The organism is Methylocystis sp. JAN1 (genome assembly GCF_052186135.1).
GTDB lineage: Bacteria > Pseudomonadota > Alphaproteobacteria > Rhizobiales > Beijerinckiaceae > Methylocystis.
In genome coordinates this window covers 2,763,904-2,784,772 of the sequence record NZ_CP181499.1, presented here as the reverse complement: position 1 = coordinate 2,784,772, position 20,869 = coordinate 2,763,904, and the positions used below count along the sequence as shown (strand labels likewise).

17 protein-coding genes are annotated in these 20,869 nt (G+C 64.8%); 7 read left to right on the top strand and 10 right to left on the bottom strand.

Annotation, left to right across the window (positions count from 1 at the left end; genetic code table 11):
* The first annotated feature begins 74 nt into the window (after positions 1-74).
* Positions 75-1,961, top strand: coding sequence for an ABCB family ABC transporter ATP-binding protein/permease (locus ACNHKD_RS13370; RefSeq protein WP_442753979.1), 1,887 nt, complete (start codon positions 75-77; stop codon positions 1,959-1,961).
* A gap of 131 nt (positions 1,962-2,092) precedes the next feature.
* Here ACNHKD_RS13370 and ACNHKD_RS13365 read toward each other — a convergent pair whose 3' ends face one another.
* The 5 genes from ACNHKD_RS13365 to ACNHKD_RS13345 all read right to left on the bottom strand — a co-directional run bounded on the left by ACNHKD_RS13365 (position 2,093) and on the right by ACNHKD_RS13345 (position 6,343).
* Positions 2,093-3,040: a 2Fe-2S iron-sulfur cluster-binding protein gene (locus tag ACNHKD_RS13365; RefSeq protein ID WP_442753978.1), complete on the bottom strand. Its 948-nt coding sequence runs from the start codon at positions 3,038-3,040 to the stop codon at positions 2,093-2,095.
* Positions 3,037-3,402 carry a group I truncated hemoglobin gene (locus tag ACNHKD_RS13360; RefSeq protein ID WP_442753977.1) on the bottom strand — a complete coding sequence of 122 codons (366 nt, stop codon included), beginning with the start codon at positions 3,400-3,402 and terminating at the stop codon, positions 3,037-3,039. Before ACNHKD_RS13360 ends, ACNHKD_RS13365 begins: the two co-directional genes overlap by 4 nt.
* 504 nt (positions 3,403-3,906) lie before the next feature.
* Positions 3,907-4,278 (bottom strand): hypothetical protein, encoded by a 372-nt coding sequence (locus tag ACNHKD_RS13355; RefSeq protein WP_442753976.1) that lies wholly within the window; start codon positions 4,276-4,278, stop codon positions 3,907-3,909.
* A gap of 463 nt (positions 4,279-4,741) precedes the next feature.
* Complete coding sequence (gene rnd, locus ACNHKD_RS13350; RefSeq protein WP_442753975.1) at positions 4,742-5,974, bottom strand: ribonuclease D; 1,233 nt, start codon at positions 5,972-5,974, stop codon at positions 4,742-4,744.
* Between the two features lie 48 nt (positions 5,975-6,022).
* Positions 6,023-6,343: a YbjQ family protein gene (locus tag ACNHKD_RS13345; protein ID WP_442753974.1), complete on the bottom strand. Its 321-nt coding sequence runs from the start codon at positions 6,341-6,343 to the stop codon at positions 6,023-6,025.
* 152 nt (positions 6,344-6,495) lie between these two features.
* Here ACNHKD_RS13345 and ACNHKD_RS13340 point away from each other — a divergent pair, with 152 nt between their 5' ends.
* Entirely contained in the window at positions 6,496-7,419 is a 924-nt protein-coding gene (locus ACNHKD_RS13340) for a tetratricopeptide repeat protein (RefSeq protein ID WP_442753973.1), read from the top strand.
* 143 nt (positions 7,420-7,562) lie between these two features.
* On the opposite strand, the gene ACNHKD_RS13335 is transcribed toward ACNHKD_RS13340, so the two are convergent.
* Positions 7,563-8,027 carry a peroxiredoxin gene (locus ACNHKD_RS13335; RefSeq protein WP_442756897.1) on the bottom strand — a complete coding sequence of 155 codons (465 nt, stop codon included), beginning with the start codon at positions 8,025-8,027 and terminating at the stop codon, positions 7,563-7,565.
* A gap of 262 nt (positions 8,028-8,289) precedes the next feature.
* Here ACNHKD_RS13335 and ACNHKD_RS13330 point away from each other — a divergent pair, with 262 nt between their 5' ends.
* The gene (locus tag ACNHKD_RS13330) at positions 8,290-11,778 is read left to right on the top strand and encodes an AsmA-like C-terminal region-containing protein (protein WP_442753972.1); all 3,489 of its coding nucleotides are present in this window, start codon (positions 8,290-8,292) and stop codon (positions 11,776-11,778) included.
* 30 nt (positions 11,779-11,808) lie between these two features.
* Here ACNHKD_RS13330 and tyrS read toward each other — a convergent pair whose 3' ends face one another.
* Positions 11,809-13,071 carry a tyrosine--tRNA ligase gene (gene tyrS, locus ACNHKD_RS13325; protein ID WP_442753971.1) on the bottom strand — a complete coding sequence of 421 codons (1,263 nt, stop codon included), beginning with the start codon at positions 13,069-13,071 and terminating at the stop codon, positions 11,809-11,811.
* A gap of 269 nt (positions 13,072-13,340) precedes the next feature.
* Between tyrS and ACNHKD_RS13320 the strand changes: the two genes are divergently transcribed.
* The 3 genes from ACNHKD_RS13320 to ACNHKD_RS13310 all read left to right on the top strand — a co-directional run bounded on the left by ACNHKD_RS13320 (position 13,341) and on the right by ACNHKD_RS13310 (position 17,780).
* A complete protein-coding gene (locus ACNHKD_RS13320; RefSeq protein WP_442753970.1) occupies positions 13,341-14,924 on the top strand; it encodes a hypothetical protein in 1,584 nt (527 codons plus the stop codon).
* 137 nt (positions 14,925-15,061) lie between these two features.
* Complete coding sequence (locus ACNHKD_RS13315) at positions 15,062-16,561, top strand: MBOAT family O-acyltransferase (protein WP_442753969.1); 1,500 nt, start codon at positions 15,062-15,064, stop codon at positions 16,559-16,561.
* Between the two features lie 4 nt (positions 16,562-16,565).
* Complete coding sequence (locus tag ACNHKD_RS13310; protein WP_442753968.1) at positions 16,566-17,780, top strand: alginate O-acetyltransferase AlgX-related protein; 1,215 nt, start codon at positions 16,566-16,568, stop codon at positions 17,778-17,780.
* 70 nt (positions 17,781-17,850) lie between these two features.
* Here the strand turns inward: ACNHKD_RS13310 and ACNHKD_RS13305 are convergent, their stop codons facing one another.
* Positions 17,851-18,678, bottom strand: a complete 828-nt coding sequence (locus tag ACNHKD_RS13305; protein ID WP_442753967.1) for an EcsC family protein — start codon at positions 18,676-18,678, stop codon at positions 17,851-17,853.
* A gap of 299 nt (positions 18,679-18,977) precedes the next feature.
* Between ACNHKD_RS13305 and ACNHKD_RS13300 the strand changes: the two genes are divergently transcribed.
* Positions 18,978-19,517 (top strand): DUF992 domain-containing protein, encoded by a 540-nt coding sequence (locus ACNHKD_RS13300; protein WP_442753966.1) that lies wholly within the window; start codon positions 18,978-18,980, stop codon positions 19,515-19,517.
* A 33-nt stretch (positions 19,518-19,550) separates the two neighbouring features.
* Here the strand turns inward: ACNHKD_RS13300 and ACNHKD_RS13295 are convergent, their stop codons facing one another.
* Positions 19,551-20,282 carry an SDR family NAD(P)-dependent oxidoreductase gene (locus ACNHKD_RS13295; RefSeq protein ID WP_442753965.1) on the bottom strand — a complete coding sequence of 244 codons (732 nt, stop codon included), beginning with the start codon at positions 20,280-20,282 and terminating at the stop codon, positions 19,551-19,553.
* A 14-nt stretch (positions 20,283-20,296) separates the two neighbouring features.
* Positions 20,297-20,845, bottom strand: coding sequence for a Uma2 family endonuclease (locus ACNHKD_RS13290; protein WP_442753964.1), 549 nt, complete (start codon positions 20,843-20,845; stop codon positions 20,297-20,299).
* Between the last annotated feature and the right edge of the window lie 24 nt (positions 20,846-20,869).

Below are 20,869 nucleotides of genomic sequence, written 5' to 3'. Positions count from 1 at the left end.
AAAGAGCTAAAGGTCTTATATGACGCTCAGGCCTCACTCGCCGAGGCGCCCTTTCAGTCACTTCCGGACCCCGAATGCTTAGAATTGGCCAACGCGATCCGGGCTCCGCGCTCGGACCGCAAGACGCTTCCCTTTCCGAAGCCTCGCTTCTCAAGACGATTCGCCATTTGTGGCCATACATTTGGCCGCGCGGGCGCGCCGATCTCGAGCGGCGCGTCGCTGTCGTCTTCGTGCTGCTCTTCGTGAGCAAGCTCTTCAACGCCATGACGCCCTATGCTTTCAAATGGGCGACCGACGCGCTGGCGGAAAGCGGAGCGGGCGCGGTTGCCGCCATTGGGCTCGGCGCGGTGGGCTTTACCCTGCTCATGGGCGCCATCCGTATCATCTCCGTCATCCTTATGCAGACGCGCGACGGCATTTTCGCGGCGGTCGCGATGCACGCCGTGCGACGGCTCGCGACCGATCTTTTCGTCCATATGCACGAATTGTCCCTGCGCTTTCACATCAGCCGCAAGACGGGCGGTCTTACGCGCGTGCTGGAGCGCGGCCGCAACGCCATCGAGACGCTGTCGCGGCTCGTCATGTCCACCGGCGCGCCGACGGCGATCGAGATGATTCTCGTTCTTGGCGTCTTTCTCTACCAGTTCGACTGGCGCTATGGCGTCGCGCTCATTCTCACGCTGGGCGCCTATTTCGCCTATACGACGCTCGCAACCAACTGGCGCATCGCGATCCGGCGCAAAATGAATGAGAGCGACACGGACGCGAACCAGAAGGCGATCGACAGCCTGCTCAATTACGAAACCGTCAAATATTTCTCGGCTGAAGCGCGCGAGTCGGCGCGCTACGACAAATCCATGGCTTTCTACGAGAACGCCTCGACGCATTCTTACGTGTCGCTCGCCGTCCTCAACGCCGGCCAGACGGTGATCTACATCATCGGAGTCACGATCATGATGGTCATGTGCGTCTATGGCGTTCGCGCCGGGCGCAATACGATCGGCGATTTCGTGCTCATCAACGCCATGATGATCCAGCTCGCGCAGCCTCTGAATTTCATGGGCACGTTCTATCGCGAGGTCCGCCAGGCGATCATCGACATCGAGACGATGTTCGGCATTCTAGCGCAGAACCCCGAGATCTCCGACAAGCCCGGCGCCAGGCCGCTTGTCGTGAGGGAGGGGCGCATCGTCTTCGACAATGTGCAGTTCCACTACGAAGCCAGCCGGCCGATCCTGAAGGGCGTGAGCTTCGCGGCGGAGCCCGGCCAGACCGTCGCCATTGTCGGCCCTTCGGGCGCGGGCAAATCCACCATCTCGCGCCTGATGTTCCGCTTTTACGAGCCGCAGGGCGGGCGCATCACGATCGACGGGCAGGATATTCTCGACGTCACGCAGACAAGCCTGCGGGCGGCGATCGGCATGGTGCCGCAGGATACGGTGCTGTTCAACGACACGATCGGCTACAACATCCGCTACGGCCGCTGGGACGCGACCGACGAGGAGGTGCGCGAGGCCGCGCGTCTGGCGCAGATCGACGACTTCATCCAGAGCGCGCCGGGCGGCTATGAGGCGCAGGTCGGCGAGCGCGGGCTCAAGCTCTCGGGCGGCGAGAAGCAGCGCGTCGCGATCGCCCGCACGATCCTCAAAGGCCCTCCGATCCTGATTCTCGACGAGGCGACCTCCGCGCTGGACAGCTTCACCGAGCATGAGATCCAGGAAGCGCTGCGCCGCGTCGCCAAGGGCCGCACCACGCTCGTTATCGCGCATCGCCTCTCGACGGTGGTGGACGCCGACGAAATCCTCTTCCTCGACCATGGCCGCATCATCGAGCGGGGCCGGCATTCGGAATTGCTGGCCCTGGGCGGTCATTACGCTGGCATGTGGAACCGCCAGCGCGAGGCGGCCGAGGCGCGGGCGAAGCTGATCGAAGCGGAGCGGGAGGAGGCCGAGGCGGAGTAAGGTCGATCCGCGGGCGACGCTCCCTCTCCCCGCTTGCGGCCCTTGCGGGGAGAAGGAAGTGGTTCGCGACGCCTGTTTCCGTCGTCATTGCGAGGAGCGTTCTGGATTGCTCGTCTCGCAAAGGCGTTTGTCTACGCCGCAGGCGTAAACGCGTCCGAGCGGATCGCCTTCAAACTCGCGCCGCTCATGAAGAGGTCGCGCTTCAGGCGGTTGACGAGGGCGTCATCGCCGCACAGGAAAAAGGCTGAATGCGCAGCGCGTGGCGCTTCGGCTTCGAGGGCCAGCGCCGCAACATTGGCGCCGAGATCGAGCGTCGCCGGAATATATTCCACATTGGCGCGCGCCTTCGCCAAAGCCTGAAGCTCGTCGGTGAGATATAGTCCCTTGCGCTCGCGCGCGCCGTGATAGAGCCGGATCGGCCCGCGATGCCCCTGACGGAGCGCGTCGCGCAGAACGCCATAGAGCGGCGCCAGTCCGGTTCCGGCGCCGATCAACGTCAGCGGCTGGTCCGCATCGACGCCCTCGTAGAAGCAGGTTCCCCGCGGCCCGGCGAAATGGAGCTTCTGACCGGCAACCAGCGTCTCCCGCACATACCGGCTCATGCGGCCATTCGGGTGCAGGCGGATGTGCATTTCGAGGAAGGGATCTTCCTCGGGGTGGCTCGCGAGCGAATAATGACGCCTGAGGTCGTCGCCCGCGATCAGCTCCAGAAACTGCCCGGATCGATAGGCGAAGTTCGCGGTCTCGATTCTCAGCCGCACCACGTCGTCGGTGAGCGGCGTGATTTCCCGCACCGTGGCCTCCATCGCCGCCCCGGCGTCGTCCGGCGGCGCAATGACGAGCGGCGAGGTCGGCTCGCATATGCAGGGCAGGAAAAAACCGAGCGCCTTCTGCGCGTCGGTCAGGCCTTTCTGCGACTCCGCCGGGGGCGTTCCCTCCACGGCGCGGTGCAGGCAGGTCTGGCAGTTGCCCGAGCGGCAGGAATAGGACGCCTCGACGCCCGCGCGCAGCAGGGCGTCGAGGACGGTTTCGCCCGGCGCGATCTCGACCGGGCGATCTTTGTAGGTCAGCAGCGTCAACGGTTCAGCACGTCGCTGCGGACCGAATCTGCAAGTGCGAGGACCTCCTTGACTTCCGGCTCGCCGACGCCGAGCTGGCGCAGGGTGCGGCCGAGATTCTCGAGCACCGCGTCGACATGGGAATCGTTCAGGCCCTTCGCGACGAGGCTCTTATGCGCGTTGCGCATGTCGAGGCCCGTATATTTGTTCGGGCCGCCGAAGGCCATGGTCAGAAACGACTTCTGCTTGGCGATCTGCTGATCCATATCGACGTCCTCGAAGAAACGGGCGATGCGCCCGTCGGAGAGCACGTAGCGATAGAAGAGATCGACGGCCGCGTTGACGGCGCCTTCGCCGCCGACGCGTTCGTACAGGCTGGACATAGCGTTCTTCCTCCCTAAACAAGTATTCTTGATACTCGTTTATAGGCGCCTTCCTGGACCTTTGCATAGAGCCACAGACGCAATTGAGGCAGGGGCCGACCCATCCTGGAGAGCGCTGATTTTACTTGTTGTTTTCGAAGACAATGGCGCCACTGGCCCTGAAATTTCGCCAACTTTTAATGTAATGAGGAACCACTTGTGGAAAGCCCTGATGAAATCTCGTCCGCTTGACTCGCGGGTCGAAAGGTCTCGCCGTTTCCCTGGCGGACGTCAGGACCCAGCGGCTTTTGCGGCAATTCGAAGGGGTTCGCGGGCCGGCGCGTATCAGGCCGGAGCGGGTTGCAGCGCGTCTTCAACGAATCGCCGAGCGCGCGAGCCGCGCCCGATCGCTGGCTCGCTTCAGGACATGCGATGTCTTCCTCAGGCGCCGCGGCCAAGCTCGGGGTCGAGGCCGCGCCGCCGCCAACGTAAGGACGGCCGCCGGTTCGTGCGTCTCTTCAGGACTTACCGGGCGAGGGCCAGGCGGTCGACGCGCACCACATTCATCGCCTCCGCGCCGTAAAGGCAGGTGAAGCGGGAGGATTTTCCGTCGGCGTCGTCGACGAAGGCCGCGCGGCCCGGCTCCACCGTCATTTGGACGCGGGTGGGAGACCCGCCCTTGGTCGCCATCTCCTGATCCGCGATCATCATCGTCAGACGGCAGGCACCTCCGACGGTCTGGAAGTAGCTCACGACATGCGCGCCCCCGGCGTCCAGACTTGTCGCCGCCATCGGCTTCATCGTCGTTTCGGACCAGGAATCCTCGGCCGACACGGGCGTCGCAGCCGCGAAGGCCAGGGCGCCGCCGAGCGCCGTCGCGATAAACCGTGCTCTCATGATCTATTCCTTTCTTCTATGAACGAGGAGAAAAAGCGCTCGTCAGAGCCCCTTGGCAGCGACCGCTCGTCTTGCCGGCTGCTGTTCTCCGCCGTCGACGCAAAGGTAGCATTGCGCTGCAGCAAATCAATGGTGTGGTGCAATAAAAATCAAATATTGCATTGATCTATAAGCCTATTGTGTGTCTGCTGGCGCCCAGGTTGGGCGCCTGCCTCGATCGCATGTTCACGTTTTGCTCAGCGCCTCGAAACCTATGTGCGATCAAGGGGCTGCATGGAATTATGATAGAAATATTCTATTAAACTGCCCAAGGAATGGGCTCCTCAAGAGCCTCCCTTCCATCAGTTCGATCCGCGCATTCCCACTCCTGCGCCGCGTTGTCGCAGGCAGTTCGACAGGCGCGTCGGCGCCGCCGCAGGGAAGCCGGCGGGCCGCGCGAATATTTGGGCTTTGGGTGGAAACGTCAGCCGGATGCGGACGCTTCGGCTTCGGCTTCCGGGCCGGCAGGCGGCTCGGCGCGCCGGGGCCCCGAGGCCGCCTCGGAATCGGCGTCCTGCCAGTCGAAGGTGACGACCTTGCCGTTCTCGACGGCGAGGGCGAGGCGCCCGCCCTTCAGCTCCAGCGCCTTTTCGCCGAAAATCGCCCGGCGCCAGCCCTTCAGCGCCGGCACGTCGGCCCGGTCGTCATTGGCGATGGCTTCGAGATCCTCGACCGTGGCGATCATCTTCGCCGCGACGCCGGTCTGCTCCGTCACCTGACGCAGCAACACCTTCAGCAGCTCGACGGTTGCGCCGTTGGAGCCACGCCGTTCGCGCTCGATGCGCGGAACATCCGCGGGGTCGCGGGCGAGGCCGCGCTCCACCGCCGCGATAATGTCCGCCCCTGCGCGCGAGCGCTCCATGCCCTTCGGGAAAGAACGCAAATTCGCCAAAGCCTCCGGGCTGCGGGGCGCCGACTGGGCGATCTCGATCAGCACGTCATCCTTGAGGACGCGCGAGCGTGGCACGTCGCGGCTCTGGGCCTCTGCCTCGCGCCATGCGGCGAGCTCCATCAGCACCGCAAGGTCGCGCGGCTTGCGGGCGCGATGCCGCAGGCGCTCCCAGGCGTTTTCCGGATGCTGTTCATAGGTGGCGGGCGAGGTGAGCGTCTCCATCTCGTCGGCCAGCCAGTCCAGCCGGTTGGAGCGTTCGAGCCGCGCCCGCAGGGTGGTGTAGATGTCGCGCAGATGAGTGACGTCGGCGATGGCGTAGTCGATCTGGGCGGCCGAGAGCGGGCGGCGGGACCAGTCGGTGAAGCGGGACGACTTGTCGAGGTTCGCCCGCGTGATCGCCTTGACCAGCTCCAGATAGGACGCCTGTTCGCCGAAACCGCAAACCATGGCCGCGACCTGGGTGTCGAAAAGCGGGGCCGGGATCAGCCGCGCCAGACGCCAGATGATTTCGAGGTCCTGCCGCGCGGCGTGGAAAACCTTGACCACGTCCGGATTCGCCATCAATCCGAAAAACGGCGTCAGATCAATGCCGTCCGCGAGAGCGTCGATTGCCACGGCCTCGTGAGGCGACGCGATCTGGATCACGCAGACTTTCGGCCAGAACGTCGTCTCGCGAAGAAATTCGGTATCGACGGTCACGAAGGGGTGACGCGAGAGGCGGTCGCAGACGGCGGCGAGTTCGTCGGTTGTGGTCAGAAGGGTCATCGAGCGCCAGTTTACCCAGTTTCTCCCGCAGGCAGAAGCATTTTCGCGTCATGCGCGCTCGACGACCACAGCGGTGCCATAGGCGAGCACCTCGGTCACGCCATCCATGATTTCGTTGGCGTCGTAGCGCATGCCGATGATGGCGTTGGCGCCGGCGTCGGAGGCGTGCTCGCACATATGGTCGAAAGCCTCCTGTCGCGTCGCCTCCGCGAGATTGACGTAGACCGAGAGCTTGCCGCCGAAAATGGTCTGGACTCCGCCGAAGAAATTGCCGACGACCGACCGGGACCGGACCGTGATGCCGCGCACCAGGCCGAGATGCCGGACGACGCGGTAACCGACAATTTCATTGGTCGTCGAGACGATCATCGTTTTCTCCAAAGCGAATCGTGAATTGCGTCTAGCGTATCCCCGTCGACGGCGCAGGCGCAAACCCTCGAATTCGGCATTGCGAAAGACCACTGAACGAGTAGGATTAACGCGCCACTCTACACCTCGAGATCACGGAGCCGATCCAAAACATGGCTGCTCACTTTTCCGGCGCGATCCGCGCGGCGGCGGCGTTCGCCTTTTTCGCTGGTCTGCCGACTGCTTCTCAATCCCTCGCCGCAGGGCTCAATCCAGCCTGGACGCAGTGCAGGTCCTCCGATCCGGACGAGCGGATCGCCGGCTGCGCCAAAATCATCGCCGATATCGGCAAGGAGCCGAAAAAGAACCAGCTCGCGGCCTATGTTAACCGCGCCGGCGCCTATCAGGCCAAGGGCGATTACGCCCACGCCGTCGAGGATTACGGCAAGGCGCTCGAGATCGATCCCTCGTCGGCGGTGGTTCTGCTCGCGCGGGGCGCGGCGGAGCATGCGAAGGGCGACATTGACGCGGCCATCGCCGACTACGACAAGGCCATCGAAAAAGACAAGAAAAGCGCCGCCGCCTTCATGGCGCGCGCCTCCGCCTGGCGCATCAAGGGCGACGCCGAAAAAGCGCTGGCCGACGTCGAAGAGGCGCTGAAGCTCGACAAGAAATCGCCCGCGCCCTACGCGGCCCGCGCCAATTACTATCACGCAAAAGGCGAGCATGACCGCGCCATCGCCGACTATTCGGAGGCGCTGAAGCGCGACCCGAAATCCGCCGTCGCTCTCATCGGACGCGGCGGCTGCTATTACGCCAAGGGCGATTTCGACAAGGCGCTCGCGGATTTCGACGCCGCGGCGAAGGCCGATCCCAGGAACGCCACCGCGCTGCTCGATCGCGCCAACGCGTGGCGCGGCAAGAAGGACTATGAAAAGGCCAAGGCCGATTACGAGGCCGCCCTCGCCTTGAAGCCCGACCTGGCGGCCGCGAAGAAGGGCGTGGACGACGTCTCCAAGATCATCGCAAGGAAGGCGGCCAGCGGAACGGCGCCGGCCGACGTCGCGCCGGCGAGCGTCGAGCACGAGCATAATTGACGTGTCGTTCCCTCTTGCCGCATGCGGGAGAGGCTAAGGGGGTCACACCTATCCAGGAGGCCGTCATGGCCGGGGCGAGCCCGGCCATGACGGCCTTGGCGCCTTTCGAAATGCGTGCATGAGGGGCGGGCGCCGCCGTCGGTTCAAATCCCTTCCGCCGCCTTGAGCACCTCCTCGGCGTGGCCGGGCACTTTCACCTTGCGCCAGATCTTCGCGATCTTGCCGGTCGCGTCGATAAGGAAGGTCGAGCGTTCGACGCCCATATATTTGCGGCCATACATGCTTTTCTCGACCCAGACGCCATAGGCCGACAGCGTCCGCTTCGTTTCGTCCGAAGCGAGCGGAAAGGCGAGTTCGTATTTGTCACGGAATTTGTCGTGGCTTTTGACGGGGTCCGGCGACATTCCGACAAGGACGGTCTTCGCCCTGGCGAATTTGTCGCGCAAAGCGTTAAACTCCACGGCTTCCCTGGTGCAGCCGGACGTATCGTCCTTGGGATAGAAATAGAGGACGACTTTCCTGCCTTTGAGCGCGGCGAGGGAGACCGTTTCTCCTCCCGCGCCGGGAAGCGCGAAGTCGGGAGCCGAATCTCCCTCGTTCAGAAAGATGGCGGGTTCGGGGCCGGATATCGCCGGCTTTTCGGCCGTCGCCTTGACGGCGGGCTCCGCCTCGGCGGGCTTTTTGTCCGTGGATTTGCCGGCCGCAGGTTTTTTTGTCGCCGCTTTCGTCGCCATTGCGCCTTCCTTTCGTCGCAACCGCATTTAGAATCCCGTCAAAGAATGCAGAGTCGGCGCCGTGGGGCAAGGGGCGCCGACTGTCGGGATGCGCTAATTTTCGGCGCCCGAGGGGGAAGGCCCCGAGAGAGGATTTTTGACCGACCAGAGCGCGCGCGACCATCGCGACGACCGGCCGGCGGCTTTTCTGCCGCCGCCGCGGCGCCGACGCGCGCGCTCCCGGCGTATGCTGCGGGGCCTGTTGTTCGCCGGCCTTGGAGCGCTGGCGCTTATTTGCCTCGCCATCGGCGGCTTTTTTTTCCTGCTGTCGCAGGGGCCTATCAGCCTCGTTTCGCTGACGCCGCGCATTGTCGCCGCGTTGAACGAGCGGTTTGCCGGGCGGTTCGAATTCGATCTGGGGGGCGCCTCGATCGCCAATAGCGACCACGGCCCGACGATCACGATCGACCATCTCGTCGTGAAGACGGGCGGTCGCGCCGTTCTGGCCGCGCCGCGCGCGGAGGTGTCGCTCGATCTGCCGTCTCTGCTCGTCGGGCGCGTGCAGCCGCGCCGGCTCGAGGTTCTCGACCTCGATTTGCGGCTTTCATTGCAGGCTGACGGGACGATCGCGATCTCCGCCGGCGCTGCGCGGCTGGCCTCCCCCAAGGTTGCGCCGCCCGGGGCTGACGCCGCAGCGACCCCGGCCGCTCCCGTCGAACGCACGGCGCTGATGAAGACCGCGGCGGGCGCGCTCCGCGCCTTGATGGATTTCGCGACGAGCCCGGACAGTCCGGTCGGCGCCCTCGACAAGCTCGGCCTGCAACACGGCCGCCTGACAATTGACGATCGCACCATCGACCGGACAATCCAGTACAAGGATGTCGCCCTGAGCCTCGCCAAGAGCGACGGCGCGATGCGCTTCAGTTTTTCGGCGGCGGGCCCGTCGCGTCGGTGGAAAGCGACGGCGGCGGCGAAAGGCGCGCCGGGTCAGCAAAGGCAGTTCGTCGCGCATGTGCGCGATCTGACGATCGACGAGATTTCCCTGGTGGGCGGGTTCCGTACGACGCAATTCGATACGGATGCGTCTCTCGGCTTCGACCTGGACTTCTCTCTCTCGCCCGACGACAACGTCCTTGCGGCCAAGGGCGGCTTCGAGATCGGCAAAGGGTTCTTTCGGCTCGATGATCCGGATCACGAGCCGGTGATGGTCGAACGCATCGCCGCTCGGGCGGTTTGGGACCGGCGCGCCCGCAAGCTTATCGTCGCGCCGGTCCAGTTCAAGGCCGGCGGATTCGATATGGCGATCGCCGGCGAGGCGGTCGCCCCTGCCGAACTTCCTGCCGGCGCGGATCCCGGCGCCGACGCCTGGATGATCGCGCTTTGGCTCGTAAAGCCGACCCAGGCGGCGCCGGAGCGGGCGAACGAGAAGGTTGTCGCGATCAATGACGGCGCGCTGGAGGCGCGGCTGATGCACGGGCAGGGGCGCATCCTGTTCGACCGCTTCGCCTTCTCCGGGCCGGACGTGCGCATCGAATCGAGCGGCGCTTTGAACTATCGCGGCGGGATAAACGTCTCCTACACGCTGGACGTCGACGATACGCAAATCCGCGCCCTCGCAAGACTGTGGCCCACGCATGTCGTTGCGCCGGTGCGCGCATGGTTCGTGGACCATGTCCCCGCGGGCTTTCTGAAACATGCCCATTATACAGGCACGTTCGACGAAGCGGCGCTCACGGCGATGCGTTACGGCCGACCGCCGGCGGACGAGTCGCTGGAGGCGTCCGGCGAAATCGTCAACGGGACGGTTGTCGGCGTGCTTGACGGCATGGCGCCGCTGACTGGCGTCTCCGGCCGCCTTCACGTCACTGGCCGCACGGCGTCCTTCGAGGCCGCTTCCGGCGTGCTGGATACGGGGCCGGGGCGGCGGCTGACGATTTCCGAAGGACGTTTCGCCGTCGCCGACGACGCGCTGCGACCGACGCCCGCCGCGCTCGATCTCCGCGTCGCCGGCAGCGTCGAGGCGGTGGCCGATCTCCTGGCGCTGCCCGGCGTGTCGTCCCATGCGACGATTCCGGTCGAACCGGGGGCGATCAAGGGACAGATCGACGGGCGGCTCCGGATCGACTTCGAGATCGGCGACAACGCCCGCGACGAGCATACGAGTTTCGCCATCGACGCGGTGGCGAGCAATCTCGTCATCGAGAAGCTGATCGGCAAGGAGCGGCTGGAGGGGGCGACGCTACGCGTCATCGCCGATCACGCCGGCCTGCGCGTCAACGGGAGCGGCCGCATCTACGGGGCGCCCGCGACGCTCGACGTGCGTCGCGGCTTCGGCGAGAAGGGGCCCGCGCAGGCGCAGTTGACCTTCTCCTTCGACGAAGCCGCGCGGCAGCGCGCCGGCTATGCCGTCGCCGGCGTCAGCGGACCGGTCGCGGCCATCGTGCGAACGCCGCTGCCGGTCGAGGACCTCAATACGCATATCGAGCTCGACCTGACCCGGACGGGCTTCGACAATCCGGTGCCGGGCCTGTCCAAACCTGCCGGGAAACCCGCCAGGGCGTCCTTCGTGATCGCCAGGCGGGGCGAGGGGATGGCGCTCGAGCAATTCAATTTCGACGCGAGCCCGGCGCAGGCGCAGGGCGTCATCGAGCTCGGCAAGGACGGCGCCTTCCGCGCCGCCAGGCTGGCGCCGCTGCGGCTCTCGCCCGGCGACGACATGAAGGCGGATATTTCGCGGTCGGGGGAGGCTCTCAGGGTCGTCGTTCGCGGCTCCAATTTCGACGCGCGTCCAATGCTCGGCGCGCTCATCCGCTCGAATGGCGAAAAGGCCGGCGGCGGCGGGAAGAGCGCGAGCGACGACATGGACGTCGACTTCAAGGCGCCGATCGTCACAGGGCACGGCAAGCAGATCCTCTCCAATGTCGACCTGAAATTCGAGAGCCGGGGAGGGCGCCCGCGCGCCGTTTCGCTGACGGGCAATTTCGGGCGCGACCAGCTCGCCGTCGCGATGACGCGCGCTCAGAGCGGCGGGCAGCAGCTCGACGTGTCGACGAATGACGCCGGCTCGTTCCTGGGTTTCCTCGACCTCTATCGAAAAATGGAAAACGGCACGCTCAACGCGAACGTGCTGCTCGGGCAGGGCCGCGCCGACGGGGCCATCAACATTCGCGATTTCTACGTGAAGGGCGAACCGACCATGCGCCAGCTCATGGCCCAAGGCGGCTCTTCGCGCACCGACGATCGCGGCGTCATGCGCTTTGATCCCGAGTCGGTGCGGGTCGGCCGGCTGCAGTCCAATTTCACCTGGTCAGGCGGGCGTCTCGGGGTGCGCGAGGGCGTCATGTCCGGCCCCGAGATCGGCCTCACCTTCGACGGCTATATCGACTTTCCGCGCGACCGGCTGGATCTTTCGGGCTCCTATGTGCCGGCCTATGCGCTGAACAGCCTGCTGTCGAACATTCCGGTCGTCGGTCTCGTCATCACAGGCGGCCAGCACGAGGGCATCTTCGCGCTGAACTATCGCGTGCTGGGCTCGCTCTCGTCGCCCGTCGTGAATGTTAACCCGCTGTCGGCCATCGCGCCGGGGTTGATGCGCAAGATCATGGGCGTGCTGGACGGGACCGCGCGGATGCCGGAGGGGCGATGAAGGACCGTATGACGGGTTTCCCGCAGGAAATCATCCGCGCTCCAGCAGCACGTGCTTTTTCTTCCCAAGCGACAGCTTGGCGACGCCGTCCTTTTCGAAGTCTTTCTCCGTGAGCGTCCCGCGTTCGTCGGTCACCGCCACGTCGTTCAACTTCAGTCCGCCGCCCTTGATCTGGCGGCGCGCTTCGCCGGTCGAGGCCACGAGCCCGGCCTTGACGAAGGCGGACAGAACGCCCAGCCCCGCTGCGATTTCGTCAGCGGAGACTGACACCTTGGGCAAGGACAGCGCCAGCGCGCCTTCCTCGAAGGTGCGGCGGGCGGTCTCGGCGGCTTGCTCGGCCGCCTCGCGGCCATGGACGAGCGCCGTCGCCTCCGTGGCGAGGGCCTTCTTCGCCTCGTTGATCTCCGCCCCTTCGAGCGCCGCCAGGCGGGAGATCTCGTCCATCGGCATGAATGTGAAGAGCTTCAGGAAGCGCGCGACGTCTGCGTCTTCGGAGTTGCGCCAATATTGCCAGTAGTCGTAGGGCGACAGCATGTCGGCGTTGAGCCAGACGGCCCCCGCGGCCGTCTTGCCCATTTTGGCGCCGGAGGCCGTCGTCAGCAGCGGCGAGGTCAGCGCGTAGAGCTGCGGCGTCCCCATGCGGCGGCCGAGATCGAGGCCGGTGACGATATTGCCCCACTGGTCGGAGCCGCCCATCTGGAGCAGGGCGCCGTGGCGGCGGTTGATCTCGACGAAGTCGTAAGCCTGCAAACACATATAATTGAATTCGATGAAGGAAAGCTCGTGCTCGCGTTCGAGCCTCAGCTTCACCGAATCCATCGTCAGCATGCGGTTGACCGAGAAATGCCGCCCGACGTCGCGCAGGAACTCGATATAGTTCAGGCCTGCGAGCCAGTCGGCGTTGTCGAGCATCAGCGCGTCGGTCGGACCTTCGCCGAAACTGAGAAACCGCTCGAAGACGCGCCTGATCGAGGCCTTGTTGGAGTCGATCTGCTCGACGGTGAGCAGCTTCCGGCTTTCATCCTTGCCGGAAGGATCGCCGACGCGCGTGGTGCCGCCGCCCATCAGCGGCAGGGGCTTGCCGCCCGTGCGTTGCAGCCAGGCGAGCATCATGATCGGCAGCAGCGAGCCCACATGCAGCGAGGGGGCGGTGCAGTCAAAGCCGATATAGGCCGGAAGGCCTCGGGCCAGCGCTTTCTCGTCCAGCCCGGCGAAGTCCGAGCATTGATGCACGAAACCGCGCTCCATGAGCACGCGCAGAAAATCGGATTTGGGGGAGAAATCGTCGGCCATGGGGGAGGGTGATAGGGGCAAGGAAGCGGCCGCGCAAGGCTCGATGCGAGGCCAAAACGCCCCGTCCCCGGTCGCGCGTTCCGTCCCGCGCGGCGTCTTTCGCCCGGTTTTGAAATGAAAAGTTCCTCCCTGCTTTCACGGCGCTGTATTCGCGGCGTTTCCGCTGTGAAAAACGCGGCCGCGCTTATGTAGATCTGGACAGGGCGGGAAAGTTATCTGTATTGCGGTGTTACGGGAAGATTGCGGCCATGATTCCGTCGGAATTCCAGATGAGCGAAATTGCACTTCGTACGCATGCCCTTCCTGAACCGGCAAGTCGGGCGGCCCAAGCCGAGCGGCCGGTTTTCGTCGTCGTCGGCATGCACCGGAGCGGCACCTCGCTCTGTGCGAATGCGCTCGGGTTGATGGGCGTCGACATGGCCGATGAGGCCGGCCCCTGTAAGGGCAACGAGCTGGGTCATTTCGAACGCTGGGACGTTGTCGGCCTCCAGGATGAGGCGCTCGCCTTGTTCGACAGAGGCTATTTTTCCCCCACGCATGATTTTCCCTTGCCGCCTGCATGGTGGGCGGATTTTCGCGTCCGGCCGATCCGCGAGCGCCTCAAGGGATGTTTGGAGGCGATCCTGGCGCGAGGCGGGCTCGTGGGCTTCAAGGATCCGCGAACGACGCGGCTCATGCCGATGTGGAATCAGATCTTCGCCGAGTTGCGGTTGCGCCCGCGATTCGTGGTTTGCCTGCGAAATCCCGCCCATGTCGCGATTTCGCTTCAAACCCGCGACGGCCTCGATCCGCAGACGGGCGAGCTTCGCGCGCTCGATTACATGGTCGACGCGCTCCGGCACACGCGGGGCCGAGACCGCTGTTTCATTCAATATGAAGAGTGGATAGTCGACCCTCTGCCGAATGCCCGGAAATTGCTGGATTTCGTCGGGTCTGAGATCCATGTCGAGCCGCGAGAGTTCGAAATCGCCGTTCAGTCGATTGTCAGGCCTGAGGCCAATCGCTCCGGCTTGTCGGGACAGAAGCCGCGCCAGCCTCTCGTTCGCAGTTTCTATGATCTCGTGGATCAGTTCGTCGCGACCGGCGGCGCGGATGCGTCGCTCGACGCCAGCATCGAGACGTTCACGCATAGCTACATCGCTTTCAGGCAGTTGCTTGGTCCCTTTGAAACCCAGTTCAAAAAAGTCGCGGCGGCGCGGGAGGAACTGGAAAGGGCGCTGTGCGACGCGCGAAATTCCCTTGAGGCGGAGAAAGAAGCAGCGGCGCGGCAATCGGCCGAGAGCGATCGGCGGAGCGCCGAACTGACGGCCGCATTGCAGGCCGCGCAGGCGGAATGCGCAATTCAGGCCGAGCAGCACGCCGTCGCCAGCCGAACCTTGGCCGAAGTGACGCAAGCGCTCGAAGCGGAGCGCACGGCGTCGGCCCAACTGAGCGAGACCCTGGCGGCCACGCAGGCGAGCGCCCGGCAGACGCTCGCTGAGGCCGAGGGTCGCGGGGCGGAGCTGGCGGCCGCCTTGCAGGAAGCGCAGGCGGACTGCGCCCATGTGGTCGAACAATACGCCTCCATCAGCCAGCTTTTGGCTGAAACGATGGAGGCGCTCGACGCGGAGCGCGCCTCGGCGGCCAGACTCGGCGAGACGCAAGCAAGCATCCGCCAGGCGCTGGCGGAGAGCGAGCGCATGGCGGCGGGAATGGCGGCGGCCTTGCAGGAGGCGCAGGCGGATCGCGCCCGTCTCGCCGAAGAGCGCGCGACCGTTATCGGCCAGCTCGCCCAATCGGTGCAGGCCCTCGGATTGGAGCGCCCGCCGGCGGACGAGCATCCGGCTGCGCCCGTGCCGGCGGCGCAGGCTTAACGTCGCGTCGGCCGAATAGACGGCGCGAGGACAGGGAGGCGTAGGGTTAGCGGAAGCCTGAGTATAGATCGGCGAAAGTTGCCGCTGCGCGCTTTGCTTGTTAGACAGCGGCGGCGCTGACGATCCCGGGAAACCTCATGCTTTTCTACGAGCCGCTGTTCCTGTTTCTTTTTGCGCCAGCAGTCTATCTGCTTTATCTTTTCTTTGGCGCCGACCGCCGCCGGCGGGCGATCATTCTGCTTCTCGCCAGCGTCGTCTTCTACGGTTGGAGCGAGCCGACCTTTATTTTCGTGGTTTTCGCTTCCGTGGCGCTCGACCTTTACGTGGCGGAGCGGATCGCCGCGCTATCGGGCGGCGGCGTCGACTTGATCGGTCATGTCGAGCGGGCGGAAGGTGAGACGCTCCTGCGCGCCCGCGCCGAAGAGCGGACGAACGAGACGGGAGCGCGTCGCTGGCTCGCGGTCGGCGTCGCGGCCAATCTCGCAATTCTCGTCTATTACAAATATACGGGCTTCCTCGCCCTGAACCTCGATGCGTTGCTGCGCGCGGCGGCGTTGCCCGGAGTCCATATTCCCGAGATCGCGCTGCCCATCGGCGTGAGCTTCGTCGTCTTCGAGAAGATCACCTATCTCGTCGACGTCTATCGCCGCGTGACGGCGCCAGCGCGCCGGCCGCTTCTATACGCGCTCTATGTCTTCTTCTTTCCGAAGCTGCTCGCGGGGCCAATCATCAAATATCACGATATCGCCGGCCAGCTGGAGACCTGCCCGCACGCGCATATCGACGATTTCGTCGACGGTTTTTCGCGTTTCATGCTGGGCGTCGTGAAGAAGCTTCTTGTCGCCGACGTGATGGCCAGCGGCGCCGACATGATCTTCGTGCGAGACCCCGCGACGCTTGGTTTCGCAGACGCCTGGGCGGGCGCGATTTTCTTCACGCTGCAAATCTACTTCGATTTCTCGGGCTATTCGGACATGGCGATCGGACTTGCGCGCATGTTCGGGTTCCGCCTGCTCGAGAATTTCAACATGCCGTATATAGCGACAAGCGTCACGGAGTTCTGGCGGCGCTGGCACATGTCGCTGACGAGCTGGATTCGCGAATATCTGTATTTCCCGCTCGGCGGAAATCGAGCGGGCGAGGCGCGCACCTATTTCAATCTCTGGATCTGCTTCCTCGCTTCCGGCGTCTGGCATGGCGCGGCGTGGACCTACATCTTCTGGGGCGCGTATAACGGCGTGTTTCTCGTGCTCGACAGGCTTTTCCTCGTTGAACGGTTGAACCGCCTTCCGGTCTGGGCCGCCAATATCGCGACCATGCTTATCGTGATGGTGGGCTGGACGCTGTTTCGCGCAACCTCGCTCGATCAGGCCGCCACATTGATTTCGCTGATGGCGCAGCCTTCTGCGTCGCCGAGCGCCCCGGTCGCGGTCCCCCCGGAATATGCGACCGTGGCGGCGATCGCGGCGGCTGTGTGCGTTGCGCAGCGACTGGGCGAAAGCTATCGCCTCGACTGGCTGGCGCTCGCGCGTCGTCACGCTTTTCTCGCCAATGCGACGCTGTCGATCCTCTTCCTCGCGGCGCTGGCGAAGGGGCTGGCCGACCCGTTCAAGCCCTTCATTTACTTCCGGTTCTGAAGCGATGCGCAAAGCAGCCAGACATCTCACGCTCGCCAGGCTGCCGATCTTCGGCTGCGCCGGCTTCATCGCGTTTCTTTTCCTGGCGAATGTCTGGAACTACGCCGTCGAGCGCGATTGGCCAAAGCTGCGCATCCGTAGCGCCGCGCCGCTGAAAGGCCTGCGAAAGATGGCGCCGACGCCCTGGACGGTCGAAGCCTTCCTGGCCGGCGAGACGCAAAAGGCGGCGTCGAGCAATCTCGGCCGCGCCATGCCGGTTTTCCCCATTTCCGTGCGGGCCAAGAACCAGCTTGTCTTTTCGCTTTTCGGCTCTTCCGCGGCGCCGGGCGTGGCGGTCGGACGCAACGGCCAATTATTCGAGCCGATCTACATCGACGAATTCTGCCGTCGCGGCGACGCGCCGGATTACGCCCGCATCTCGCAATGGGCGGCAACGATCCGGGAAATACAGGACGCGACCGACGCGGCCGGGAAGGCGTTCGTCTTCTTGATCTCGCCGTCCAAAGCCGGCCGTTATCCCGCCGATTTGCCGGCTTCGGCGATCTGCGCCGCGCGTGCGACGAGCATGCCCGACAAGCTAGCTCCTTACGTCGCCGCGCTGCGCGAGAAGGGCGTGCGCTTCGTCGACGGGGCGGGCCTCATCGCCGCGCACCGTGACGACTTTGAGATTCCGCTCTTTCCTCGGGGCGGAACGCACTGGAATCTGCTCGGGGCTTCGCTCGCCTTGGAGGAGATGAGCCGCATAGCGCCGTCGGCGATCGGTCCTTTCGCCTTCACCTGGGCCGTTGCGCCCGAGCCGCATGGGCCCGACCGCGACCTCATCGACCTTCTCAATCTGCTCTGGCCCGATCTGACCTATCCCACTGCAATGATCGAGCGCGCCGGCGCGCCCGGCGCGTGCGAGAAAGCGCCACGCGTGCTCGCCATGGGCGGCAGCTTCCTGCACCAGATCATCGTTTCGGTGACCCGCGCGCCCTGTCCGCCAAAAACCGATTACTGGTTCTATATGCGGCTTCCCGATTACGGCATTGAACTCGGCCATTACGAGATTGTCCCCGGCGAAGCTGACGGCGAGAAGGGAGACGCGGACCTGTCCATCCTTGACCGGAATCTGCGAGACGCGGATCTCGTCGTGCTGGAGGAGAACGAGGCCAATATCGGGCTCACGCAGCAGGTCGGCCATCTGCGCGACGCGACGCGGCGGCGGGCGCCCCTGTAGAGCGCTGAGAAAAGTGGCCACTTTAGCGCGAAAGCAAGGCTCTACCGTTCCTGGAAGAATTCAGCGCAACCTAGACCCAATAGCCTTCCTCGCGTGCGATACGTGCGTATTGCGCGCGCACCATCACAGGGTTGTAAACGCGCTCCAGCCGCCGCATCGCGAAATGGCCGCGCGCAAGCGTCTGGAAGTGCTCGGTGAAAGCGAGATTGATCGCCGCGCCGCTCACGGCGCCGATCAGCGGAACCGCTTGCGCCGCGATCTTCTGGGAGACGACGACGCCGAAGCGCGTCGAGAGCTGGCTGATGAGACGCACCAGCGCCGGCGCGCTTTCCTGCGCCACGCCCCGGGCGGCGACATGGCGCGCCGCGTCGCTGACGGCTTTCGCCAAAAGGCCGCGCACGGCGAGATAGCCGCCTTCGAGAACATTGTCGTCGGCATGGCCGCCGAGCGCGAAGACCTCGAGGCAGGCGAGCCCGGTTTCCGGCTCGCGAAGATTTTCGCCTTCATTGCGGGCGATGTCCGCGATCGAGCGCAACATGATCGTGGTCGAAAGCGGCAACTCTAGCGGAAGACTGGCGAGCCCCACGGCGCCCCCAATTCCGCCAGCGAAAGCGGCCAGACGCCTGTGCAGGCGCGTCGTATCTCCCTGCGGCGCGCCTTCCAGGCTCGACAGCGCAACAGCCAGAGCCGTCCCCAGCGCCCTCCGCGCGGCCGCCGTCGCCATCTCCTTCATTTGCGGGGGGAGGGGGCTGCTGGCGAGCCTGACTTTCCGGCCGGCGAGTCGGGCGACGCGTCCCGCGAAACTTTGACGTTCCAGCGCCGCGACCGCGGCCCGCAGCGCCTCCAGATCCGAGCCTGAAAGCTGAGGCTCATACAAAACAGGGAGGTAGCCTCTCATTGCTTGATCTCCGCCGCCGCGTCCTTGCGTCGCATAGGGTGCGGCGCCACGAGAGCTTAACTCAAGATCGTTCGGTTATCCCCTGTTTGCAAGGGTTTGCGAATCAGGGAAAAGTCCAGGAGGACAGTCAGGTTATGCCATGTGCGGCGACGCACGCGCTTGTTGGCGGGGTTCCTGTAGCTACTGTAGCGATCTCGCCGGATGTCCTATAGTGCGCCTTATGCGTAGCAAATGAGATTGTTTGCGATCGCGGATAAGGGCTTGGAATGCCCGAAGAGAAAAAGAGGAGGAGTTTCCAGATGTCCATCCGTTTTAAAATGGGCCGTATGCTGGGCGGCGCCGCCATCCTGGCGCTTTTGGCCCCGGCCGCGGCTTTCGCCGGCGACCGCGTGGGCACGCTGCAGTGCAAGCTGCTCGGCAACGGCCTCAGCGTCCTCGTCGAGAATCAGCAGATCGACTGCATGTATAATGACGACGCCGAAGGCGTTGCGCCGGCCCACTACACCGGCACGCTGACCAAAGTCGGCCCGAACGTCACCATCAACGGCCAGGGCGAACTCGCCTGGGGCGTCATCGCGGCGACCGGCAAGGTCGGCCCGGGCGCGCTCGCCGGCAACTATGTCGGCCCGAACGTGTCGGCGAAGATCGGCGTTGGCGGCGGCGGCGCGGTCCTCGTCGGCGGCTCGGACAACACCTTCTCGCTGCAGCCCTTCCAGATCGAGGCCGGCGCCGGCATCGGCTGGAACGCGGGCGTCGAGAGCCTGGCGCTCACCTTTGTTCCGCCTCCGCCTCCGCCCCCGCCTCCGGTTCCGCACAAGAGGCATCGTCATCATCACTGACGGCGGGAGGCGCGGGGGAGCGCCCCGCGTCACTCACGACGGTTGGTGAAAATCCATTAGCCGGTCGGTGGGAAAGTCATAGAGCCTTCCGCTCTCGCGCCAGTCGGGCCTGAGCAGCGGAAGGCATTTTTTTGCGAAATCCTCCGGCGCGGGCAGCGTCATCGGGTCTTCTCCCGGCATGGCCTGGGCGCGCATGCGCGTCCGCATCGGGCCCGGATTGGCGATCATCACCGTGACGCCCTCATTTCTGACTTCAGCCGCATATGTCCGCGCCAGCGTATCGAGCGCGGCCTTCGACACGGCGTAGGGACCCCAATAGGGCTTGGCCTTAGAGGCCGCGCCCGACGTGACGAAGGCGACGCGGCCGGCGCCCGAGGCGCGCAGAAGGGGATCGAGCGAGCGGATGAGGCGCCAATTGGCGGTGACATTGACCGCCATCACGCGGTTCCAGTCTTTCACATCGACATGGGCGAGCGGCGACAGGACGCCGAGCACGCCGGCGTTGCCGACAAAGACGTCGAGCTTCCCCCAGCGCTGGAACAGCGCGGCGCCGAGGCGGTCGAGGGCGTCGAAGTCGGTGATGTCGCACGGCACGAGCGTCGCCTGACCGCCGAGGGCCCGGATCTCGTCGTCGAGTTCCTCCAGCGCCCCCTGCGTGCGCGCCATCGCGACAACATGCGCGCCGTCGCGCGCGAGTTCGAGGGCGAGGGCGCGGCCAATGCCGCGCGAGGCGCCGGTGACGAGGGCGATGCGGGAGGTGGGCAAGCTGCAAACATCCGTTAGGGGAAGATATCGGCGACCTGGATCGAGAGCGCGGGCTGGTCCAGGACAATCGTTCCTTCCTTGACGAAGGCGACGGCGATCCTATCGTCCTGGCGGCTGTAATGGATGACCAAACGCCGGATGCAGTCGATGACCAGATAGTGGCGCACGCTGGCGACGCGGAAATAATCGGCAAGCTTTGCGTTGGTGTCGAGACGGCGTGAGGAGGGCGAGATAACCTCTACGATCACCGTGGGCGCTGGCGCCAATAAGGCGTCCGGCGGAATCGCCGCCCCACAATTCACTAAGGCGTCTGGCTGATATACGGTGAATTCATCAATAGCGACGCCGAGACTGTCGACAAAAGCTTCGCATGGCGACGCCGTACGATCTATGGCGTCCGATAGCGCTCGCCAGACCCTTGCTTTGACGCGCCCATGCTCCGCCCGCTCAGGCGCCATGGCGATAGTCTCACCGCGCACGAGCTCGTAGCGCCCGCTCTCCTGGCTCTCCGCCCAGTAAAGGAACTCTGGGGCGTTCATTCGTTTCACGGCGGGTTCTGGCATGAATCCTTCTACCACAATCCTCAT